Source organism: Aeromonas sp. 130281 (genome assembly GCF_056642115.1).
Window position 1 is genome coordinate 98,407 of the sequence record NZ_JBWVQS010000007.1, and the last position, 16,448, is coordinate 114,854.

15 protein-coding genes are annotated in these 16,448 nt (G+C 66.5%); 11 read left to right on the forward strand and 4 right to left on the reverse strand.

What is annotated here, in order from left to right:
* Positions 1–180: 180 nt before the first annotated feature.
* The gene (gene bacA, locus AC1IN8_RS17190; protein WP_247627545.1) at positions 181–996 is read left to right on the forward strand and encodes an undecaprenyl-diphosphate phosphatase; all 816 of its coding nucleotides are present in this window, start codon (positions 181–183) and stop codon (positions 994–996) included.
* 58 nt (positions 997–1,054) lie between these two features.
* Here bacA and AC1IN8_RS17195 read toward each other — a convergent pair whose 3' ends face one another.
* The 3 genes from AC1IN8_RS17195 to AC1IN8_RS17205 all read right to left on the reverse strand — a co-directional run bounded on the left by AC1IN8_RS17195 (position 1,055) and on the right by AC1IN8_RS17205 (position 2,973).
* Positions 1,055–1,720, reverse strand: a complete 666-nt coding sequence (locus tag AC1IN8_RS17195) for a ChrR family anti-sigma-E factor (protein WP_479759825.1) — start codon at positions 1,718–1,720, stop codon at positions 1,055–1,057.
* On the reverse strand, positions 1,713–2,282 hold the full coding sequence (locus AC1IN8_RS17200; RefSeq protein ID WP_025328693.1) for a sigma-70 family RNA polymerase sigma factor: 570 nt from the start codon (positions 2,280–2,282) through the stop codon (positions 1,713–1,715). Before AC1IN8_RS17200 ends, AC1IN8_RS17195 begins: the two co-directional genes overlap by 8 nt.
* Before the next feature lie 124 nt (positions 2,283–2,406).
* Positions 2,407–2,973, reverse strand: a complete 567-nt coding sequence (locus AC1IN8_RS17205; RefSeq protein WP_202047633.1) for an LON peptidase substrate-binding domain-containing protein — start codon at positions 2,971–2,973, stop codon at positions 2,407–2,409.
* A gap of 314 nt (positions 2,974–3,287) precedes the next feature.
* On the opposite strand from AC1IN8_RS17205, the gene argS reads away from it, so the two are divergent.
* The 4 genes from argS (at position 3,288) to hslU (ending at position 7,994) form a co-directional block, all read left to right on the forward strand.
* Positions 3,288–5,033 carry an arginine--tRNA ligase gene (gene argS / locus AC1IN8_RS17210; protein WP_479759827.1) on the forward strand — a complete coding sequence of 582 codons (1,746 nt, stop codon included), beginning with the start codon at positions 3,288–3,290 and terminating at the stop codon, positions 5,031–5,033.
* 3 nt (positions 5,034–5,036) lie between these two features.
* A complete protein-coding gene (locus tag AC1IN8_RS17215) occupies positions 5,037–5,876 on the forward strand; it encodes an SPOR domain-containing protein (RefSeq protein WP_479759829.1) in 840 nt (279 codons plus the stop codon).
* 187 nt (positions 5,877–6,063) lie between these two features.
* Positions 6,064–6,597: an ATP-dependent protease subunit HslV gene (gene hslV, locus AC1IN8_RS17220; RefSeq protein WP_025328697.1), complete on the forward strand. Its 534-nt coding sequence runs from the start codon at positions 6,064–6,066 to the stop codon at positions 6,595–6,597.
* A 68-nt stretch (positions 6,598–6,665) separates the two neighbouring features.
* Positions 6,666–7,994 (forward strand): HslU--HslV peptidase ATPase subunit, encoded by a 1,329-nt coding sequence (gene hslU, locus AC1IN8_RS17225; RefSeq protein ID WP_005328414.1) that lies wholly within the window; start codon positions 6,666–6,668, stop codon positions 7,992–7,994.
* 60 nt (positions 7,995–8,054) lie between these two features.
* Here the strand turns inward: hslU and AC1IN8_RS17230 are convergent, their stop codons facing one another.
* Complete coding sequence (locus AC1IN8_RS17230) at positions 8,055–9,443, reverse strand: MFS transporter (protein ID WP_479759830.1); 1,389 nt, start codon at positions 9,441–9,443, stop codon at positions 8,055–8,057.
* A gap of 187 nt (positions 9,444–9,630) precedes the next feature.
* Here AC1IN8_RS17230 and AC1IN8_RS17235 point away from each other — a divergent pair, with 187 nt between their 5' ends.
* The 6 genes from AC1IN8_RS17235 (at position 9,631) to AC1IN8_RS17260 (ending at position 16,397) form a co-directional block, all read left to right on the forward strand.
* A complete protein-coding gene (locus AC1IN8_RS17235; protein WP_479759917.1) occupies positions 9,631–10,551 on the forward strand; it encodes a LysR family transcriptional regulator in 921 nt (306 codons plus the stop codon).
* 226 nt (positions 10,552–10,777) lie between these two features.
* The gene (locus AC1IN8_RS17240) at positions 10,778–11,410 is read left to right on the forward strand and encodes a TetR/AcrR family transcriptional regulator (RefSeq protein WP_479759832.1); all 633 of its coding nucleotides are present in this window, start codon (positions 10,778–10,780) and stop codon (positions 11,408–11,410) included.
* Between the two features lie 85 nt (positions 11,411–11,495).
* The gene (gene hlyD / locus AC1IN8_RS17245; RefSeq protein WP_479759834.1) at positions 11,496–12,464 is read left to right on the forward strand and encodes a secretion protein HlyD; all 969 of its coding nucleotides are present in this window, start codon (positions 11,496–11,498) and stop codon (positions 12,462–12,464) included.
* Positions 12,461–14,200 carry an ATP-binding cassette domain-containing protein gene (locus AC1IN8_RS17250; RefSeq protein WP_479759835.1) on the forward strand — a complete coding sequence of 580 codons (1,740 nt, stop codon included), beginning with the start codon at positions 12,461–12,463 and terminating at the stop codon, positions 14,198–14,200. Before hlyD ends, AC1IN8_RS17250 begins: the two co-directional genes overlap by 4 nt.
* Entirely contained in the window at positions 14,197–15,306 is a 1,110-nt protein-coding gene (locus AC1IN8_RS17255) for an ABC transporter permease (RefSeq protein ID WP_479759837.1), read from the forward strand. Before AC1IN8_RS17250 ends, AC1IN8_RS17255 begins: the two co-directional genes overlap by 4 nt.
* Before the next feature lie 2 nt (positions 15,307–15,308).
* Complete coding sequence (locus AC1IN8_RS17260) at positions 15,309–16,397, forward strand: ABC transporter permease (protein WP_479759839.1); 1,089 nt, start codon at positions 15,309–15,311, stop codon at positions 16,395–16,397.
* Positions 16,398–16,448 lie beyond the last annotated feature (51 nt).

Consider the following 16,448-nt stretch of genomic DNA (forward strand, 5'->3'; position numbering starts at 1 on the left):
GAGCCGCAGCGCCCTGGCCCTGCACCATGCGGAAGGGGCCGGCCGCCGGACAAGGGCCGGAAACCGCACAGGAGTCCCCAATATTCTCTGGTTGCCCGCGTGATTTTCCGCCATCATTGGCCGCCCCGACCCTGATCGGGGCTGATTTTATCCGGACCCATCAACCAAGAGATCTGTACCATGACCGAATCCTACGCCCTGTTTGTGGCCTTCGTGCTGGGCATAGTGGAAGGCCTGACCGAGTTTCTGCCCGTTTCCTCCACCGGCCACATGATCATCGTCGGCCACCTGCTCGGTTTCGAAGGCCCCAAGGCCGCCACCTTCGAGGTGGTGATCCAGCTGGGCTCCATCCTGGCTGTGGTCGTCATGTTCTGGCGCCGCCTGTTCGGCCTCATCGGCATCCATTTCGGTCAGAAACCGGCACCTGGGCATGCCACCCTCTCCCTGGTGCACATCATCCTCGGCATGCTGCCCGCCGTGCTCATCGGGCTGGCCATTCACAGCTGGATCAAGGCCCATCTGTTTGGCCCTGAAACCGTGATGTATGCCCTGGTGGCCGGCGGCATACTGCTCATCATCGCCGAGAAGTGCCGCCCCGCCGTCACCGCAGAGACCCTGGACGACATCAGCTACAAGCAGGCGTTCGGCATAGGTCTGTTCCAGTGCCTGGCGCTCTGGCCCGGCTTCTCCCGCTCCGGCGCCACCATCAGCGGCGGCATGCTGATGGGCATCAGCCGCCATGCGGCGGCAGAGTTCTCCTTCATCATGGCGGTACCCATGATGATGGCGGCCAGCGGACTGGACCTCTACAAGAGCCGCGACTTCCTCTCCATGGCCGACCTCCCCATGTTTGCGGTGGGCTTCGTCACCGCCTTCGTGGTCGCCATGATCGCCATCAAGACCTTCCTGGCGCTGATCCGTCGCCTCGACTTCATCCCCTTCGCCATCTACCGCTTCGTGGTGGCCTTCGCCGTCTACCTGGTATTTGTGGCCTGATTCAGCCGCGACACCATGAAAAAGGGACCTTTCGGTCCCTTTTCTATTGCTGCCCACCTCAGTAGAGGCGGTGGCTGATGCCGTTGAGCAGCCGCGACAGCCCCTTGGTGAAGTGGACGGGGGCGTCCTGCACCGTGTAGCAGAGGCAGCCGTCCGGGGTGTGCGGGCTGTGGGCGTGGCTGGCGTCGCGCCAGATGAAGTCCCCCGCCTGATAGCAGGTGTCCCCCTCCTGCATGTTGCCCGCCAGCAGCAGGGTCAGCTCATAGCCCTTGTGGGTATGCTCGGGGATGCGACCACCGGCCTCGATATGGAGCAGGCTGGCGCGGGCCCCCATCTCGTCCAGCGGCAGGCTGTGCTGGCGAATGGCGCCCACATGGCGCCACTTGGGCGCATGGTGGCGGGCCAGCACCTGTGGCAGCCGGTAGGATTGGCCCGCGACCCGCAACTCGGGCGCCGGCTGCGCGCGCGGCGCTAGCTCGGCCGCCATCGCCACGGGCTGTTGCAGTATCTCCGCCAGCATGGCGTCGAGCCCGGCCGGCAGCCCCTGGTCCGGTACGGTCGGCGACAGGAACTGGTTCGCCAGCTCGGCCTCAAGGGTCTGTACCCGGGCGGCACACTCGGGGCAGAGCTCGCAATGGGCAGAGACACCGACGGCCAGCGGCAGGGGCAACTCGTCGGCGGCGAAGGCCCGCAACATGAGTTCGGTCGGATGGGTCTTAATCATGGCCTTGCTCCACTTGCTCTTTCAGTTTCTGTAATGCCAGCCGGAGGCGGGACTTGATGGTCCCGAGCGGCACGCCTAGCCTGTCGGCCAGCTCCTGCTGGGAAAACTCCTGCAGATAGATGCCGCGCACCACCTGCTGTTGCGGCTCCGGCAGGGTGGCGAGGTAATCGGCCATCTGGCGGGTCAGCACGGCGTCCTCCCCGCCGCTCAGGTGCTCCTCCTCCGCCCTGAACTCCAGCAGGGGCCACAGCTCCTCGGCGCAGAGATCCTCCTTGCTGGCGCGACGGCGCCGCAGCATGTCGAAACTCTGGTTGCGCATGACGGTGTAGATCCAGGTGGTCGGCGCCCCCTTCTCGGGGTGATAGAGGCGCGCCTTCTGCCACACCAGCAGCATGGTCTCCTGCACCAGCTCGAGGGCGTTGGCCTCGCTGCCGAGGTGGCGCATCCCATAGCTGCGGATACGCGGCGCGAAGTGGTGGAACAGGGTGGCGAAGGCGACCTTGTCGCCATGCTCGGCCACCCGGATGAGAAGAGACGTCAGATCGCCATCTGGGTTGTCCATGGGGGGCGATGTCCTGCGTGGAGCCGATTGTGGTTGGCCAGTATATGCCATTGCGCCATCCCTTGAGTGTTGCTGTCATCACCATTACGACGGGCGGGGCAAAAGGATCACCGGGGACGGGAATTCAGTGGCTCGCGACCAGCAGGCCGCTCAACAGGGAGAGGGCGGGCTGGTTGTCCTTGGCCGCGACCAGCCACTGCTTCTGCTCCACCGGGATGGGCAGCACCTCCAGCCAGCGCTGGGCCACCCAGCTGGCGTCATCCCAGTCGGGCTCGGGGTAGAGGGCCGCGTACTCCGGATAGTCGTTGAACACATCCTGCAGCGCCTTGGCCAGGGAGTGCTGGTCGGCCTTGAGCCGGCCGCTCTGCCAGGGGGGCAGCGGCTCCACCTCGCCGACCCGCAGGCCGTCCGGTTCCTGCCACAGATCGACTATCCTGACCCGCTCCACCCCGAGCACCGTGATGCCGAGCAGACCGTCCGGCAGCAGATCGAAATCGATGATCCGCACCCGGGTGGCGATGGGATACATGTTGCGCAGGGCATCGGGCTGGCGGGGGTCCAGCATGCAGAGCGCAAACTCCCGCTCCTGCACCTCGGCTATCATGCGCTGATACCTGGGCTCGAAGATGCGCAGCGGCATGATGCCGCCGGGCAGCAGGTGGGCGGAGAGTGGAAACAGCACCAGTGTCATGGGAATCGTCCTCTAGCGACTTCCTCTAAGGATACGACCGCCGGACGACACGGGATCATTCAGACCAAATTGGAATAAATAACCCCTTAACAATCAGGGGAAAATAGCCTGGACAAGCCGCTTCGATATGCAGTAGAAATGGATAACCACCACTTATACAAATCAATATTCTGCAATGTGGTGAAAAACGCAGTGAAATATCCGCCACCCCAAGGGGGTCGGGCCATTCCTATAGTTTTCTCGGCCCGATGCGGGTAAAATTCACGCCCTTATCCAGTCAGTCATTTTTCGACGCGCAACCTCGGTGGTCAGTTATGAAAGAGCATATTCATCATCTACTTGAACAAACGGTAGCCAATCTCAAGTCTGCGGGCGTCCTGCCGGCCGACCTGGAAGCCCGGGTGCAAGTAGACCGATGCAAGGAGAAGGCTCACGGCGACCTGGCCACCAACCTGGCCATGCTGCTGGCCAAACCGGCCCGCAAGAACCCCCGTGAGCTGGCTGCTGCCATCATAGAGCACCTGCCCGCCTCCGATCTGATCGCCAAGGTCGAGATCGCCGGTCCCGGCTTCATCAACTTCTTCTTCGACCCGAGCTGGCTGGCCGGTCAGGTAGAAGCCATGGTGACCTCCGCCAACGCCAACGTGAAGCTGCCGGCCCCGCAAACCGTGGTGGTGGACTACTCGGCGCCGAACGTGGCCAAGGAGATGGCGGTGCACCACATCCGCTCCACCGTCCTCGGTGACGTCGCCGCCCGCGCCCTGGAGTTCCTCGGCCACAAGGTGGTGCGTGCCAACCACATCGGCGACTGGGGCACCCAGTTCGGCATGCTGATCGCCTATCTGGAGAAGATGGCCAACGAGCACGCCTCCGACATGGAGCTCAAGGACCTGGAGGCCTTCTACACCCAGGCCAAGCGTCACTACGACGAGGACGAAGCCTTCGCCGAGCGCGCCCGCAACTACGTGGTCAAGCTGCAGGGTGGCGATGAGTACTGCCGCACCATGTGGAAGAAGCTGGTCGACATGACCATGGAACAGAACCAGCGCAACTACGACCGCCTGAACATCTCCCTGTCCAACGAGGACATCATGGGCGAGTCCATGTACAACGACATGCTGCCCCAGATAGTGGCCGATCTGAAGGCCCGCGGCCTGGCGGTCGAGAGCGAAGGGGCGACCGTGGTCTTCCTGGACGAGTTCAAGAACAAGGATGGCGAGCCCATGGGCGTCATCATCCAGAAGAGCGATGGCGGCTTCCTCTACACCACCACCGACATCGCCTGTGCCAAGTACCGCTACGAGAGCCTGGGCGCCGACCGTGTCATGTACTTCATCGACTCCCGTCAGCACCAGCACCTGATGCAGGCCTGGACCATCACCCGCAAGGCGGGCTATGTGCCGGAGTCCGTGCCTCTCGAGCACCACGCCTTCGGCATGATGCTGGGCAAGGACGGCCGCCCCTACAAGACCCGCTCCGGCGGCACCGTCAAGCTGGTCGATCTGCTCAATGAAGCCGAGGAGCGCGCCAGTGCCCTGCTGGAGAGCCGCAACAGCGACCTCTCCGCCGAAGAGAAGGCCAAGGTGGTGCACGCCATCGCCATGGGCGCGGTCAAGTATGCGGATCTCTCCAAGAACCGCACCACAGACTACATTTTCGACTGGGACATGATGCTCTCCTTCGAAGGCAACACTGCCCCCTACCTGCAGTACGCCTACACCCGTATCCAGTCCATCTTCCGCAAGGCGAACATCGATGCCGAGGCCCTGACCGGCCACGTGACCCTGAACGAAGAGGCCGAAGAGGTGCTGGCCCAGAAGCTGATCCAGTTCTCCGACGCGGTCAACGGCGTGGCAGACAAGGGCATGCCGCACCTGCTGTGCACCTATCTGTACGAGCTGTCCGGCAACTTCATGACCTTCTACGAAGCCTGCCCGATCAACAAGGACGGCGTAGACGAAGCGACCCGCAACAGCCGCCTGCTGCTGTGTGCCGCCACCGCCAAGGTGCTCAAGCTGGGCCTGGGCGTGCTGGGCATTCACACCCTGGAGCGCATGTAATAGATGGCGACCCGGGATTACGTCGGCAACAGCCCGAGACGACGGGCCGGTGGTCGTAACATCAAGAAAGCGGCACCACGCCGCTTTCCTGTTATCCCGGCACTGCTGGCCGGGGCCCTGGTCGTCGGCTTTGGCGCCTTCCTCTACCTGATCAACGGCAAGGGGGCGGATGCCCCCACCATCGAAGAGCAAGTGAAGGCCAACAAACCCAAGGCACAGGGTCATACCCTGCCCCAGGAGAAGTGGAGCTACATCGAGCGGCTGGAGAACAAGCAGGTGGACATCATAGAGCCGCCGCCCCAGCCGGGCGTGCTGCCGCCACCGCCTGCCGAGACCCTCACCCTGCAACCCGAGAAGCTGCCGCAGCCGGTACCGACCGAGATCCCCCAGCCCGGGACCCCTCTCGGCCAGGTGAAACCCTTCCAGCCGCAGCCGGTGCAACCGACCAAGCCGGCCACCGGCGCCCCGGTCGCCAGCGCGCAGGAGCAGGTGATCAACCAGAAGGCCGAGCGTGAGCGGATGGAGCGGGAGATCCGTGCCGAACTGGAGCGGGAGCGTGCCGAGGCCTCGAGGGCCAAGGCGGCGACCCAGACGGCGGCAGCCGACGGCGCGCGTTACATGATGCAGTGCGCCGCCCTGCGCTCGCAGGATTCTGCAGAGTCGCTCAAGGCGCGCATCGCCTTCGGTGCCGGCCTCTCCTCCAGCCTGCAGGTGGTCAATGGCGCCAATGGCACCGTCTACAAGGTGATGGTGGGCCCCTTCAGCGGCAAGGCGGCGGTCGATGCGGCCAACCGCAAGCTGCAAGGCTCCGGCATCAGCGGCTGCATCCCCAAGAAAGGCTAGCCACACAGCCAATTAAGCAGGGCCGGGGGACAACCCCGGCCCTTCTCCTTTCGACTCCCCTCTCCCTCGCAGACACGGCCTCCCCTTTTTTCCCGACAACAGGCAGGCTTGAAAAGCCGGTTTGCCATCCCCATCTTTCTTGCCATGCACAGTCCGGCCGTCATTCGGCTCAAGCGAGGTAAGTAAAGTGACTACCATAGTTTCCGTCCGCCGCAACGGCCAGGTCGTGATCGGCGGTGATGGCCAGGTCTCCCTCGGCAACACCGTCATGAAGGGCAACGCCCGCAAGGTTCATCGTCTCTACAACGGCAAGGTGCTGGCAGGTTTCGCCGGCGGCACCGCCGACGCCTTCACCCTGCTCGAGCGCTTCGAAGCCAAACTGCAGGCCCATCAGGGCAACCTGGAGCGCGCCGCCGTGGCGCTGGCCAAGGACTGGCGCACCGATCGCGCCCTGCGCCGCCTCGAGGCCCTGTTGGCCGTGGCCGACGAGCACAAATCCTTCATCATCACCGGCAACGGTGACGTGGTGCAGCCGGAGCACGATCTCATCGCCATCGGCAGCGGCGGCAATTTCGCCCAGTCCGCCGCCATCGCCCTGCTGGAAAACACCGATCTGGATGCCAGGACCATAGTCGAGAAGTCCCTCAAGATTGCGGGCGACATCTGCGTCTTCACCAACGGCAACCACACCATCGAAGTGCTGGACTACAGCGCCAAGTAAGGGCGCCCGTCAGCCAACTCATTCTCCAAGGGGTGGGCCCTGCCCGCCCCGGATACAGGAACTCCATCATGTCCGAGATGACCCCGAGAGAAATCGTCCACGAGCTGGACCGTCACATCATCGGTCAGGCCGATGCCAAGCGTGCGGTGGCCGTGGCCCTGCGCAACCGCTGGCGCCGGATGCAGCTCAGCGAAGAGATGCGCCATGAAGTGACCCCGAAAAACATCCTGATGATAGGCCCGACCGGGGTCGGCAAGACCGAGATCGCCCGTCGTCTGGCCAAGCTCGCCAACGCCCCCTTCATTAAGGTGGAAGCGACCAAGTTCACCGAAGTGGGCTATGTGGGCAAGGAAGTGGACAGCATCATCCGCGATCTCACCGATGTCGCCATCAAGCTGGTGCGCGAGACCGAGATGGAGAAGATGAAATACCGCGCCGAGGAAGCCGCCGAGGAGCGCATCCTCGACGCCCTGTTGCCGAACCCGCGCAACAGCTGGGGCGAGGAGGAGAAGGCCGACAACTCCAACACCCGCCAGATCTTCCGCAAGAAACTGCGGGAAGGTCAGCTGGATGACAAGGAGATCGAGCTGGATCTCGCCGCCACCCCCATGGGCGTCGACATCATGACCCCGCCGGGCATGGAAGAGATGGCCAACCAGCTGCAGGGGCTGTTCCAGAACCTGGGCCAGCAGCAGAAGAAGAAGCGCAAGATCAAGGTCAAGGAGGCCATGAAGGCGCTGATCGAAGAGGAGGCGGCCCGCCTGGTCAACCCGGAAGAGCTGAAGCAGAAGGCCATTGCCGCGGTCGAGAACAACGGCATCGTCTTCCTCGACGAGATCGACAAGATCTGCAAGCGCGGCGAGAGCTCGGGCCCCGATGTCTCCCGCGAAGGGGTGCAGCGCGATCTGCTACCCCTGGTCGAGGGTTGCACCGTCAACACCAAGCACGGCATGGTCAAGACAGACCACATCCTGTTCGTCGCCTCCGGCGCCTTCCAGGTGGCCCGTCCGTCTGACCTCATCCCCGAGCTGCAGGGTCGCCTGCCGATCCGGGTCGAGCTGACCGCCCTCACCACCCATGACTTCGAGCGGATCCTGACCGAGCCGAACGCCTCCCTGACCGATCAGTACCAGGCGCTGATGGCCACCGAAGGGGTCAAGATCGAGTTCACCCAGGACGGCATCCGCCGTCTGGCCGAGGCGGCCTGGCAGGTCAACGAGCGCACCGAGAACATAGGTGCCCGCCGTCTGCACACTGTGATGGAGCGGCTGATGGAAGACATCTCCTACGACGCCTCCGAGAAGTCCGGCGAGACCTTCGTCATCGACACCGACTACGTCAACGCCCACCTGGGTGCCCTGATCGAGGACGAGGATCTGAGCCGCTATATTCTGTAAGCGCGCTCCTCCCGATGAAAAAACGCCTCCCTTCGCGGAGGCGTTTTTTATGCGTCACGCTCAGGCCCTGACCGGCACCCCCTCCCGGCGAGGACCCACCAGCCAGAGCGCCAGGCCAATCAACAGCGCGCTCAGGGCGAAGAGGGCCCGGGTGCCAAACACCAGCTCGCTGGCCAGGGTCAGGCCCTGCACCCCCACCAGGGCGGCGAACAGGCCGCCGAGCCCGGCCACCCCGGTCAGCTGACCCAGATTGCGCGACAGGGTCAGCAGACCGGCCACGGCGCCCCGGGTCTGCTCACTCGCCCCACCCACCACGGCACTGTTGTTGGCGGTCTGGAACAGGGCATAACCTGCGGTCAGCAGCAGTATGGGCAGCAGATAGCCGAGCGGGCCGAACTGCCCCGCCACCCCGGCCAGGGCGAGGGCCGCAGCCCCCATGACTGCCAGTCCCAACCGGACCACCTGCCGCGCCCCCAGCCTGTCCACCAGCCAGCCGGCGGGCATGCCCGTCAGGGCCGCCAGCAGGGGCCCGCCCGATATCATCAGGCCGACAGTCCCGAGACTGAGGCCGAAGACCCCCCTCAGGTAGAAGGGGCCTATGAGCAGGGTCAGCACCATGACGCTGGCCACCAGGGCGCTGGCGACAAGGCCGTTGCGCAGCCCAGGGCCCCCCAGCAACGCCAGCGGCAGCAGGGGCACAGGGGCGTTGCGCTCGCGGCGAACGAACGAGGCCGTGACCAGCAGGGCCCCCGTCCCCCACCAGAGGGCCAGGGCGCCCCCCAGGGTCAGCGCCAGGCCGTAGCAGAGCAGGGCCGCCACCAGCAGTGACAGGCTAACGAGGTTCACCCCCTCTTCATGTGGCGAGCCGCCATCCCGGGGCAGACCGAGCCGGGCACAGCCCAGTGCCAGCAGGCTGAGGGGCACCAGCAGCAGGAAGGGGGCCTGCCAGCCAAAGCCGGCCGTCAGCAGGCCGCCAAAGGAGGGGCCGAGCGCCGTGCCGCAGGCCGACAGGGTACCGAGCAGTCCCATGCCCCAGCCCCGCCGCGCCGGCGGCACCAGCTGGCCTACCATGGCCAGTGCCAGGGAGAGCATGCAGGCCGCAGCGATCCCCTGCAGGGCACGGGCCGCGATCAGCCAGCCTATGGTCGGCGCCAGGGCGCACAGCAACGAGGCCAGCGCAAAGAGCCCCAGCCCCAGGAGCAGCAGGCGACGCCGACCGAACCTGTCCCCCAGCCGGCCGGCCACCACAGTCAGGCAGGTGATCCCCAGCAGATAGGCCACCAGCACCCACTGCAGACTGGCAAAGGGCACAACAAAGGCCTGTCCCAGGGCAGGCAGCACCATGTTGGCCAGGCTCCCCCCCAGCATGGGCAGCAGGGTGGCGAGGCCGAGCGCCAGCAGGCCGAGGCGGCGAGCGGCAGGGGTCGGGAGGGGGTTGAGTGGCGACATGATCCGATCTCCGGCAGAGGATGATGCCCACAAGGCTAGCGGGAGGCATGATCAGGCGGAAGACGCACGACTTGCAGCTTATAGCTGCACCAGACGCCATATGAAGAGAGAGGTTCTCGCGTATGATGAAGCCAACCGGCCGTCATGGGTCATCACCCGGGATCCCCGGCTCGGCGAGGGCAATGCCATGAATACCCCCGACTTCAATCTGCTGCTGACCCTGGATGCCCTGCTGGACGAGGGCAGCGTGGCCGGTGCCGCCAGACGACTCTCCTTGAGCCCCTCCGCCATGAGCCGCGCCCTGACCAGGCTGCGCGAGACCACGGGCGACCCCCTGCTGGTGCGGGCGGGCCGGGGTCTGGTGCCCACGCCGCGGGCCCTGGCCCTGCGCGCTCAGGTCAGCCAGCTGGTGCAGGATGCGCACGCCGTGCTGCGCCCCCAGCAGGAGATAGATCCGGCCCGGCTGGTACGCACCTTTCGCCTGAGATCCAGCGACGGCTTCGTGGAGGCGGTCGGCCCTGCCCTGCTGGCCCGGCTCGCCACCGAGGCCCCCGGGGTCAGGCTGCACTTCCTGGCCAAACCCGACAAGGGGAGCCGACCCCTGCGCAGCGGCGAGCTGGATTTCGAAACCGGCGTCATAGGCGCAGAGACGGCGCCCGAGCTGCGCACCCAGGCGCTGTTTCAGGACAGCTTCGTCGCCGTGGTACGTCCGGGCCACCCCCTGTGCGAAGGCCCCCTGACCGCCGCCCGCTATGCCGCCGCCCGCCACATACTGGTGTCGCGGCGCGGGCTGGAGCAGGGCCCCATAGACGAGGCCCTGGCGCGCCTCGGGCTGATACGCGCGGCGGCGACCCTGGTCCCCGGCTTTGCCACTGCCCTGGCCCTGGTGCGGGACAGCGACCTGGTGGCGACCGTGCCCGAGCGGCACTGCGCCGCCCTGCACGCCGATCTGGTGACCCTGCCCCTGCCCTTCCCGCTGGCAGGGATCAGGGTCGCCCTGATCTGGCACCCCAGCCAGGACGCCGACCCGGCTCACCGCTGGCTGCGCGCCCTCATCCGCGAGACCTGCGCCCAGGCTCCCTATGGAGGGAACGCCAGGGAGAGCTGATCGCCCCCGGCGGCAGACAAGTCCACCTGCGGGCCGCCCGGGAAGCAGGGCGTGGCCGTACGGGAGTCCGAGGCTTCTGGTCCGCTGCACCCACCCTTTCCCTCCTTCACGCAGCGCCGTAAGGCCCCGCTCACCCTTGTTCAAAAAAAGATCGACCCGCCCCTTCCCTCGGGTTTATACGAGCGTATAATTCAGTTCAAAATCTATGCGGAAGGAACCTTGCTGGATGCACCCCACTCGTCAAAAACTGCTCGATACCGGCCTTGCCATCGCGACCGACAAGGGGTTGCGCGGCCTCACGGTACGCGAGCTGGCGGCGGCGGCCGAGGTCAATCTCGGCACCTTCGTCTACCACTTCGGCAACCGCGACTCCTATATCGACGAGCTGGTGGAGCTCTGGTACGCCCCCCTCTATGACGAGCTCAAGGCGGTGGCGGCCAAAGGCTCCTACCCCTCCGCCATCGCCATGTTCGAAGCGACCATGGAGGCACTGATCGCCCTGGTGGCGCGCCAGCGCAGCTTCATCAACCACCTGTTTGGCGATGCCCTGGCTGGCGAGCGCGCGGCCCAGCGCTTTCTGCTGAGCCTGCCGCGCCGCCACCCCCTGCTGCTGCTCGAGCAGGTTCAGAAGGCGCAGGCGGAGGGATCCCTGGTGGCGGGCAACCCGCTGCAGCTGATGATCTTCATCATGGGTTCGGTGGGTCTGCCCCTGGTGATCGCCGGCGGCGGTCGCCAGCTCGGCTGGTTGCCCCCGGAGGCCTCCCCCTTTCTGTCCCAGATAGACAACCCTGAGGCCGCCCGGCAACGCCTGGTATGGGCCCTGCGCGGCCTGCGCCGCCCCGAAGGAGATCCCGCATGAAACAACGCATCGCCATCCTGGCCGTGCTGCTGACCCTGCTCAGTGGCTACCTCGGGTGGCAGGGCCGCACCGAAGGAGATCCCGTATGAAACAACGCATCCTTATCCTGGCCGTGCTGCTAACCGTTATCGGCGGTTATCTCTGGTGGCAGGGCCGCCCGACCGACGGCTCCATCCTCTACGGCAACGTCGACATCCGCGATGTGAACCTGGCGTTCAGGGTCGGGGGCAGGGTCAGCGAGGTGTTGGTGGATGAGGGGGACAGCGTGACAGCGGGTCAGCCGCTGGCCCGTCTCGATCCCCTGCCCCTCGCCCACGAGCGCGACAGCGCCCGGGCCAACCTGGCTGCGCTCATTGCTGCCAATGCCTTGATGCACAAGGGGTATCGCAGCGAAGAGACGGACCGTGCCCGGGCCGAACTGGCCGCCGCCGAGGCGGCCGCGCTCGAGGCAGAGCAGCAATGGCGCCGCCAGCGCGCGCTGGCGGCCACCGGCGCCATCTCCCGCGGTCAGCTCGACAGCGCCCGCTCCCAGCGGGATCAGACCCAGGCCCAGGTGCGCTCAGCCCGCGAGCAGCTCGGCCAACTCGAGACCGGCTACCGCCCGGAGGAGATAGCCCAGTCCGATGCCCAGCTGCAAGGGGCCAAAGCGGCGCTGGCCAGTGCCGAGCTGGCGCTCGCCGACGCCGTGCTGACCGCCCCGAGCGACGGCATCCTCCTCACCCGCGCCATCGAGATCGGCAGCATGGTGAAACCGGGGGCCACCGCCTTCAACCTCTCACTGACCGCCCCGGTCTGGGTGCGCGCCTATGTGGAGGAGCCCTGGCTCGGCCACTTCCCGAGCGGCGCCAAGGTGACTCTCACCACAGACTCGCGGCCGGACAAGCCCTATCAGGGGGTGGTGGGCTTTGTCTCCCCCACCGCCGAGTTCACCCCCAAATCCGTGGAGACGCCGGATCTTCGCACCCACCTGGTCTACCGGCTGCGCATCGTGGTGCAGGATCCTGACTCTGCCCTGCGCCAGGGGATGCCGGTCACCGTCAGGCTGCAGCCATGAATGCCGCCATCCAGCTCGCCGGGCTCACCAAGCGCTTCGGCGATCGGGTGGCCCTCAACGCCATCTCGGCCACCATTCCGACCGGCGGCATCACGGGCCTGGTGGGCCCCGACGGCGCAGGCAAGAGCACCCTGCTGCGCCTGCTGGCCGGTCTGCTGGTGCCGGAGGCAGGGGAAATCCGGGTGCTCGGGCTGGATCCGGTGCGCGAGGGGGATGCCCTGCGTCAGCGCCTCGGCTACATGCCCCAGCAGTTCGGGCTCTACGAGGATCTCAGCGTGCAGGAGAACCTCAGCCTCTACGCCGACTTGCGCGGGGTGCTGGAGCCGGAACGCACCCCCACCTTCGAGCGCCTGCTCGCCTTCACCGATCTCGCCCGCTTCACCGCAAGGCCCGCGGGCAAGCTCTCTGGGGGGATGAAACAGAAGCTGGGGCTGGCCTGCGCCCTGCTCGGCACCCCCAACGTGCTGCTGCTGGACGAGCCCGGGGTCGGGGTCGATCCCATCTCCCGCCGCGCCCTCTGGCAGATGGTGCGCGAGCTGGCCCAGGGAGGCATGACGGTGCTCTGGAGCACCGCCTACCTCGATGAGGCCGAGCTGTGCGATCACGTGCTGCTGATGGCGGACGGCGAGGTGCGCACCAGCGGCACCCCGGCGACACTCATGGGCGCCATGGCGAGCCGCTGCTGGCTGCTGGAAGCGGGAGAGCTGGACGGCCGGGAGCGGCGCGCCCTGTTGCGCCGCGCCCTAGCCCACCCGGCGGTGATGGACGGCGCCGTGGCGGGGGAGCGGGTGCGCCTGCTGCTGCATCCGGGCATGACGCCCCCGCCGCTGGCAGAGCTGCAACTGACCAACGGCACCTTTCAACCGGCCCAACCCCGGCTCGAAGATGCCTTCATCGATCTGCTTGGCGGCGGCCCCGGAGGGGAATCCAGCCTGGCACAGCTGATGCGCGAGGCCAGCCTGCCCGAGGGGGTCTCCCCGGAGGCGGTGATCGAGGCGCGCCGCCTCACCAAGCGCTTCGGGGATTTCACCGCCACCGACGACGTCAGCTTCGCGGTGCGCCGGGGGGAGATCTTCGGCCTGCTCGGCCCCAACGGCGCAGGCAAGTCCACCACCTTCAAGATGGAGTGCGGCCTGCTGCGCCCGAGCAGCGGGCAGGCGCTGGTGACCGGCATCGATCTGGCCCGCAGCCCCTCGGCGGCGCGCCAGCACCTCGGCTACATGGCCCAGAAGTTCTCCCTCTACAAGCAGCTCACCGTGGCCCAGAACCTGTCGTTCTTCGCCGGCATCTACGGCCTGTTCGGTCGCCAGCAGCAGACGCGCATCGACGCCATGGTGGAAGCGTTCGCCCTCGCCCCCTGGCTCGGCCAGCAGACGGAATCCCTGCCCCTTGGCCTGCGCCAGCGCCTGTCGCTGGCCTGCGCCCTGCTCCACGAGCCGCCGCTGCTGTTTCTCGACGAGCCCACCTCAGGGGTCGATCCCGTGACCCGGCGGGAGTTCTGGTCCCACATCAATGCCCTGGCCGATCACGGGGTGACTGTGCTGGTCACCACCCACTTCATGGACGAGGCGGAGTATTGCGATCGCATCGCCCTCATCTACCGCGGTCGCCTGCTGGCCCTGGGTACTCCGGACGAGCTCAAGGGGCTGGCCGCCAAGGACACAACCACAGCCTTGCCAACCATGGAAGAGGCCTTTATCACGCTAGTCGAGCAGGCCAGCGAGGAGGACGCATGAGCATCAACCGCCGCCGACTGCTGGCCCTGTGCCGCAAGGAGTCCCTGCAAATCGTCCGTGACCCCAGCAGCATCCTCATCGCCTTCATCATGCCCGTGGTGCTGCTGGTGGTGATGGGCTACGCCATCAACCTGGACGTGGACCACCTGCGGCTCGGCATCTGGCGCACCGATAGCGGCGCCCCTGCGGTGCGGCTGGAGCAGGCCCTTCGCGGCTCCACGGCGCTGGAAATCCACGGCGGCCCGAGCAAGGCGGCGCTGCTCGCCAGCCTGGAGCGCGGCGAGATCCGCGGTCTGCTGGTGATCGATGGCGGCTTCTCCGCCGCCCTGGCCGGTCAGGGGGATGGCACGCCGAAAGCCCTGCTGCTCACCGACGGCTCCGAACCCAACACGGCGAACTTCGTCACCAACTACGCGCAGGGGATCTGGCAGGGGTGGCTCGCCAGAGAGGGATTCTCCCTGCCGCTGGCGGTGGAGAGCCGCGCCTGGTTCAACCCGGCGCTGGTGAGCCGCAACTTCCTGGTGCCGGGCTCCATCGCCGTGGTGATGACCATCATAGGCGCCCTGCTCACCTCCCTGGTGGTGGCCCGGGAGTGGGAGCGCGGCACCATGGAGGCGCTGCTCGCCACCCCGGTGACCAAGACAGAGCTGCTGCTCTCCAAACTGCTGCCCTATTACGGACTCGGCATCGCCGCCATGCTCATCTGCCTGCTCTTCTCGGTGGCCGTGATGGGGGTGCCCTGGCGCGGCTCCCTGATCTCCCTGTTCGTGCTCACCACCCTGTTTCTCGGCAGCGCCCTCGGGCTCGGGCTCTTTCTCTCCACCGTGATGCGCAGCCAGTTCAACGCCGCCCAGGCCGCGCTGACGGCGGCCTTCCTGCCGGCCATGATGCTCTCGGGCTTCGTGTTCGAAATCGCCAGCATGCCGCCCCTGCTGCGGGCCATCACCCACCTGATCCCGGCCCGCTACTTCGCGAGCTCGTTGCAGACCCTCTACCAGGCGGGCAACGTGCTCTCCATCCTGCTGGTCAACGGCGTCTGCCTGCTGCTGCTGGCCGCCTTCTGGCTGGCCCTCACCGCCCGCAAGACGCGGCGCACCCTGGAGTAAACATGCTGATCCGACTCTGGTGGCTGATCCGAAAAGAGTTGCAGGCCCTGATGGGCAATACCCAGGGGCGTTTCCTGCTCATCATGCCGGTGCTGCTGCAAACCGCCCTCTTCCCCTTCGCCGCCACCCTGGAGGTGACCGGCAACACGCTCGCCATCTACGACCAGGATGGGGGGGCGCAGAGCCGGGAGCTCATCGAGCGACTCACCCACATGCCCGCCTTCACCACAGTGATGACGGTGGCGGGCGAGGCGGGGATGACCAGTGCCATCACCGGGCAGCAGGCGCTGATCGGCCTCATCATCCCGCAGGATTTCTCCCGCCGACTGGCGCGTGGCGACACCGCCAAGGTGCAGCTCATCATCGACGGGCGCCGCTCCAACGGGGGCCAGGTGGCGGCGGGCTACATCAATCAGGTGATCGCCCGCTGGCAGAGCGAGGGCAAGGGGCTGCCTACGCTCACGGTGCGCCACCTCTACAACCCCAACATCGAGTTTCGCTGGCACGTGCTCCCCTCCCTGGTGGCCATCATCACCACCATAGGCTGCCTCATCGTCACCGCCCTGTCGGTGGCGCGGGAGCGGGAAGAGGGCACCTTCGATCAGTTGCTGGTCTCCCCCCTCACCCCGGGCTGGATCATGGCGGGCAAGGCGGTACCCGGCATTCTGGTGGCGGTGGGCCAGGGCACCATAGTCGCGCTGGCGGCCCGCTTCCTCTACCAGGTGCCGTTTGGCGGCAGCACCACGCTGCTGATGGCGGGCATGGTCTGCTACGGCCTGGCGCTGGCGGGGATAGGGCTCTTCGTCTCGTCCCTCTGCTCGACCCAGCAGCAGGCGTTTCTCGGGGTCTTCTCCTTCATGGTGCCGGCGGTGATCCTCTCGGGCTATGTCTCCCCCATCGAGAACATGCCGCTGTTGTTCCAGTGGCTGGCGGCCATGGATCCCCTCAGCCACTTCATCCTGCTGCTCAAGGGGGTCTTCCTCAAGGATCTCGGCTGGTCGGCGGCCTGGCCCCTGCTCTGGCCCCTGCTCGCCATCGCCGGTGTCACCCTCTCCCTGGCGCTGGCCATGTTCCGCCGCCATATCGCCTGATGACCCGGCCCCTGCCAGGGGCCGGCCTCTTGCCCGCCAGGCCGGCACTCA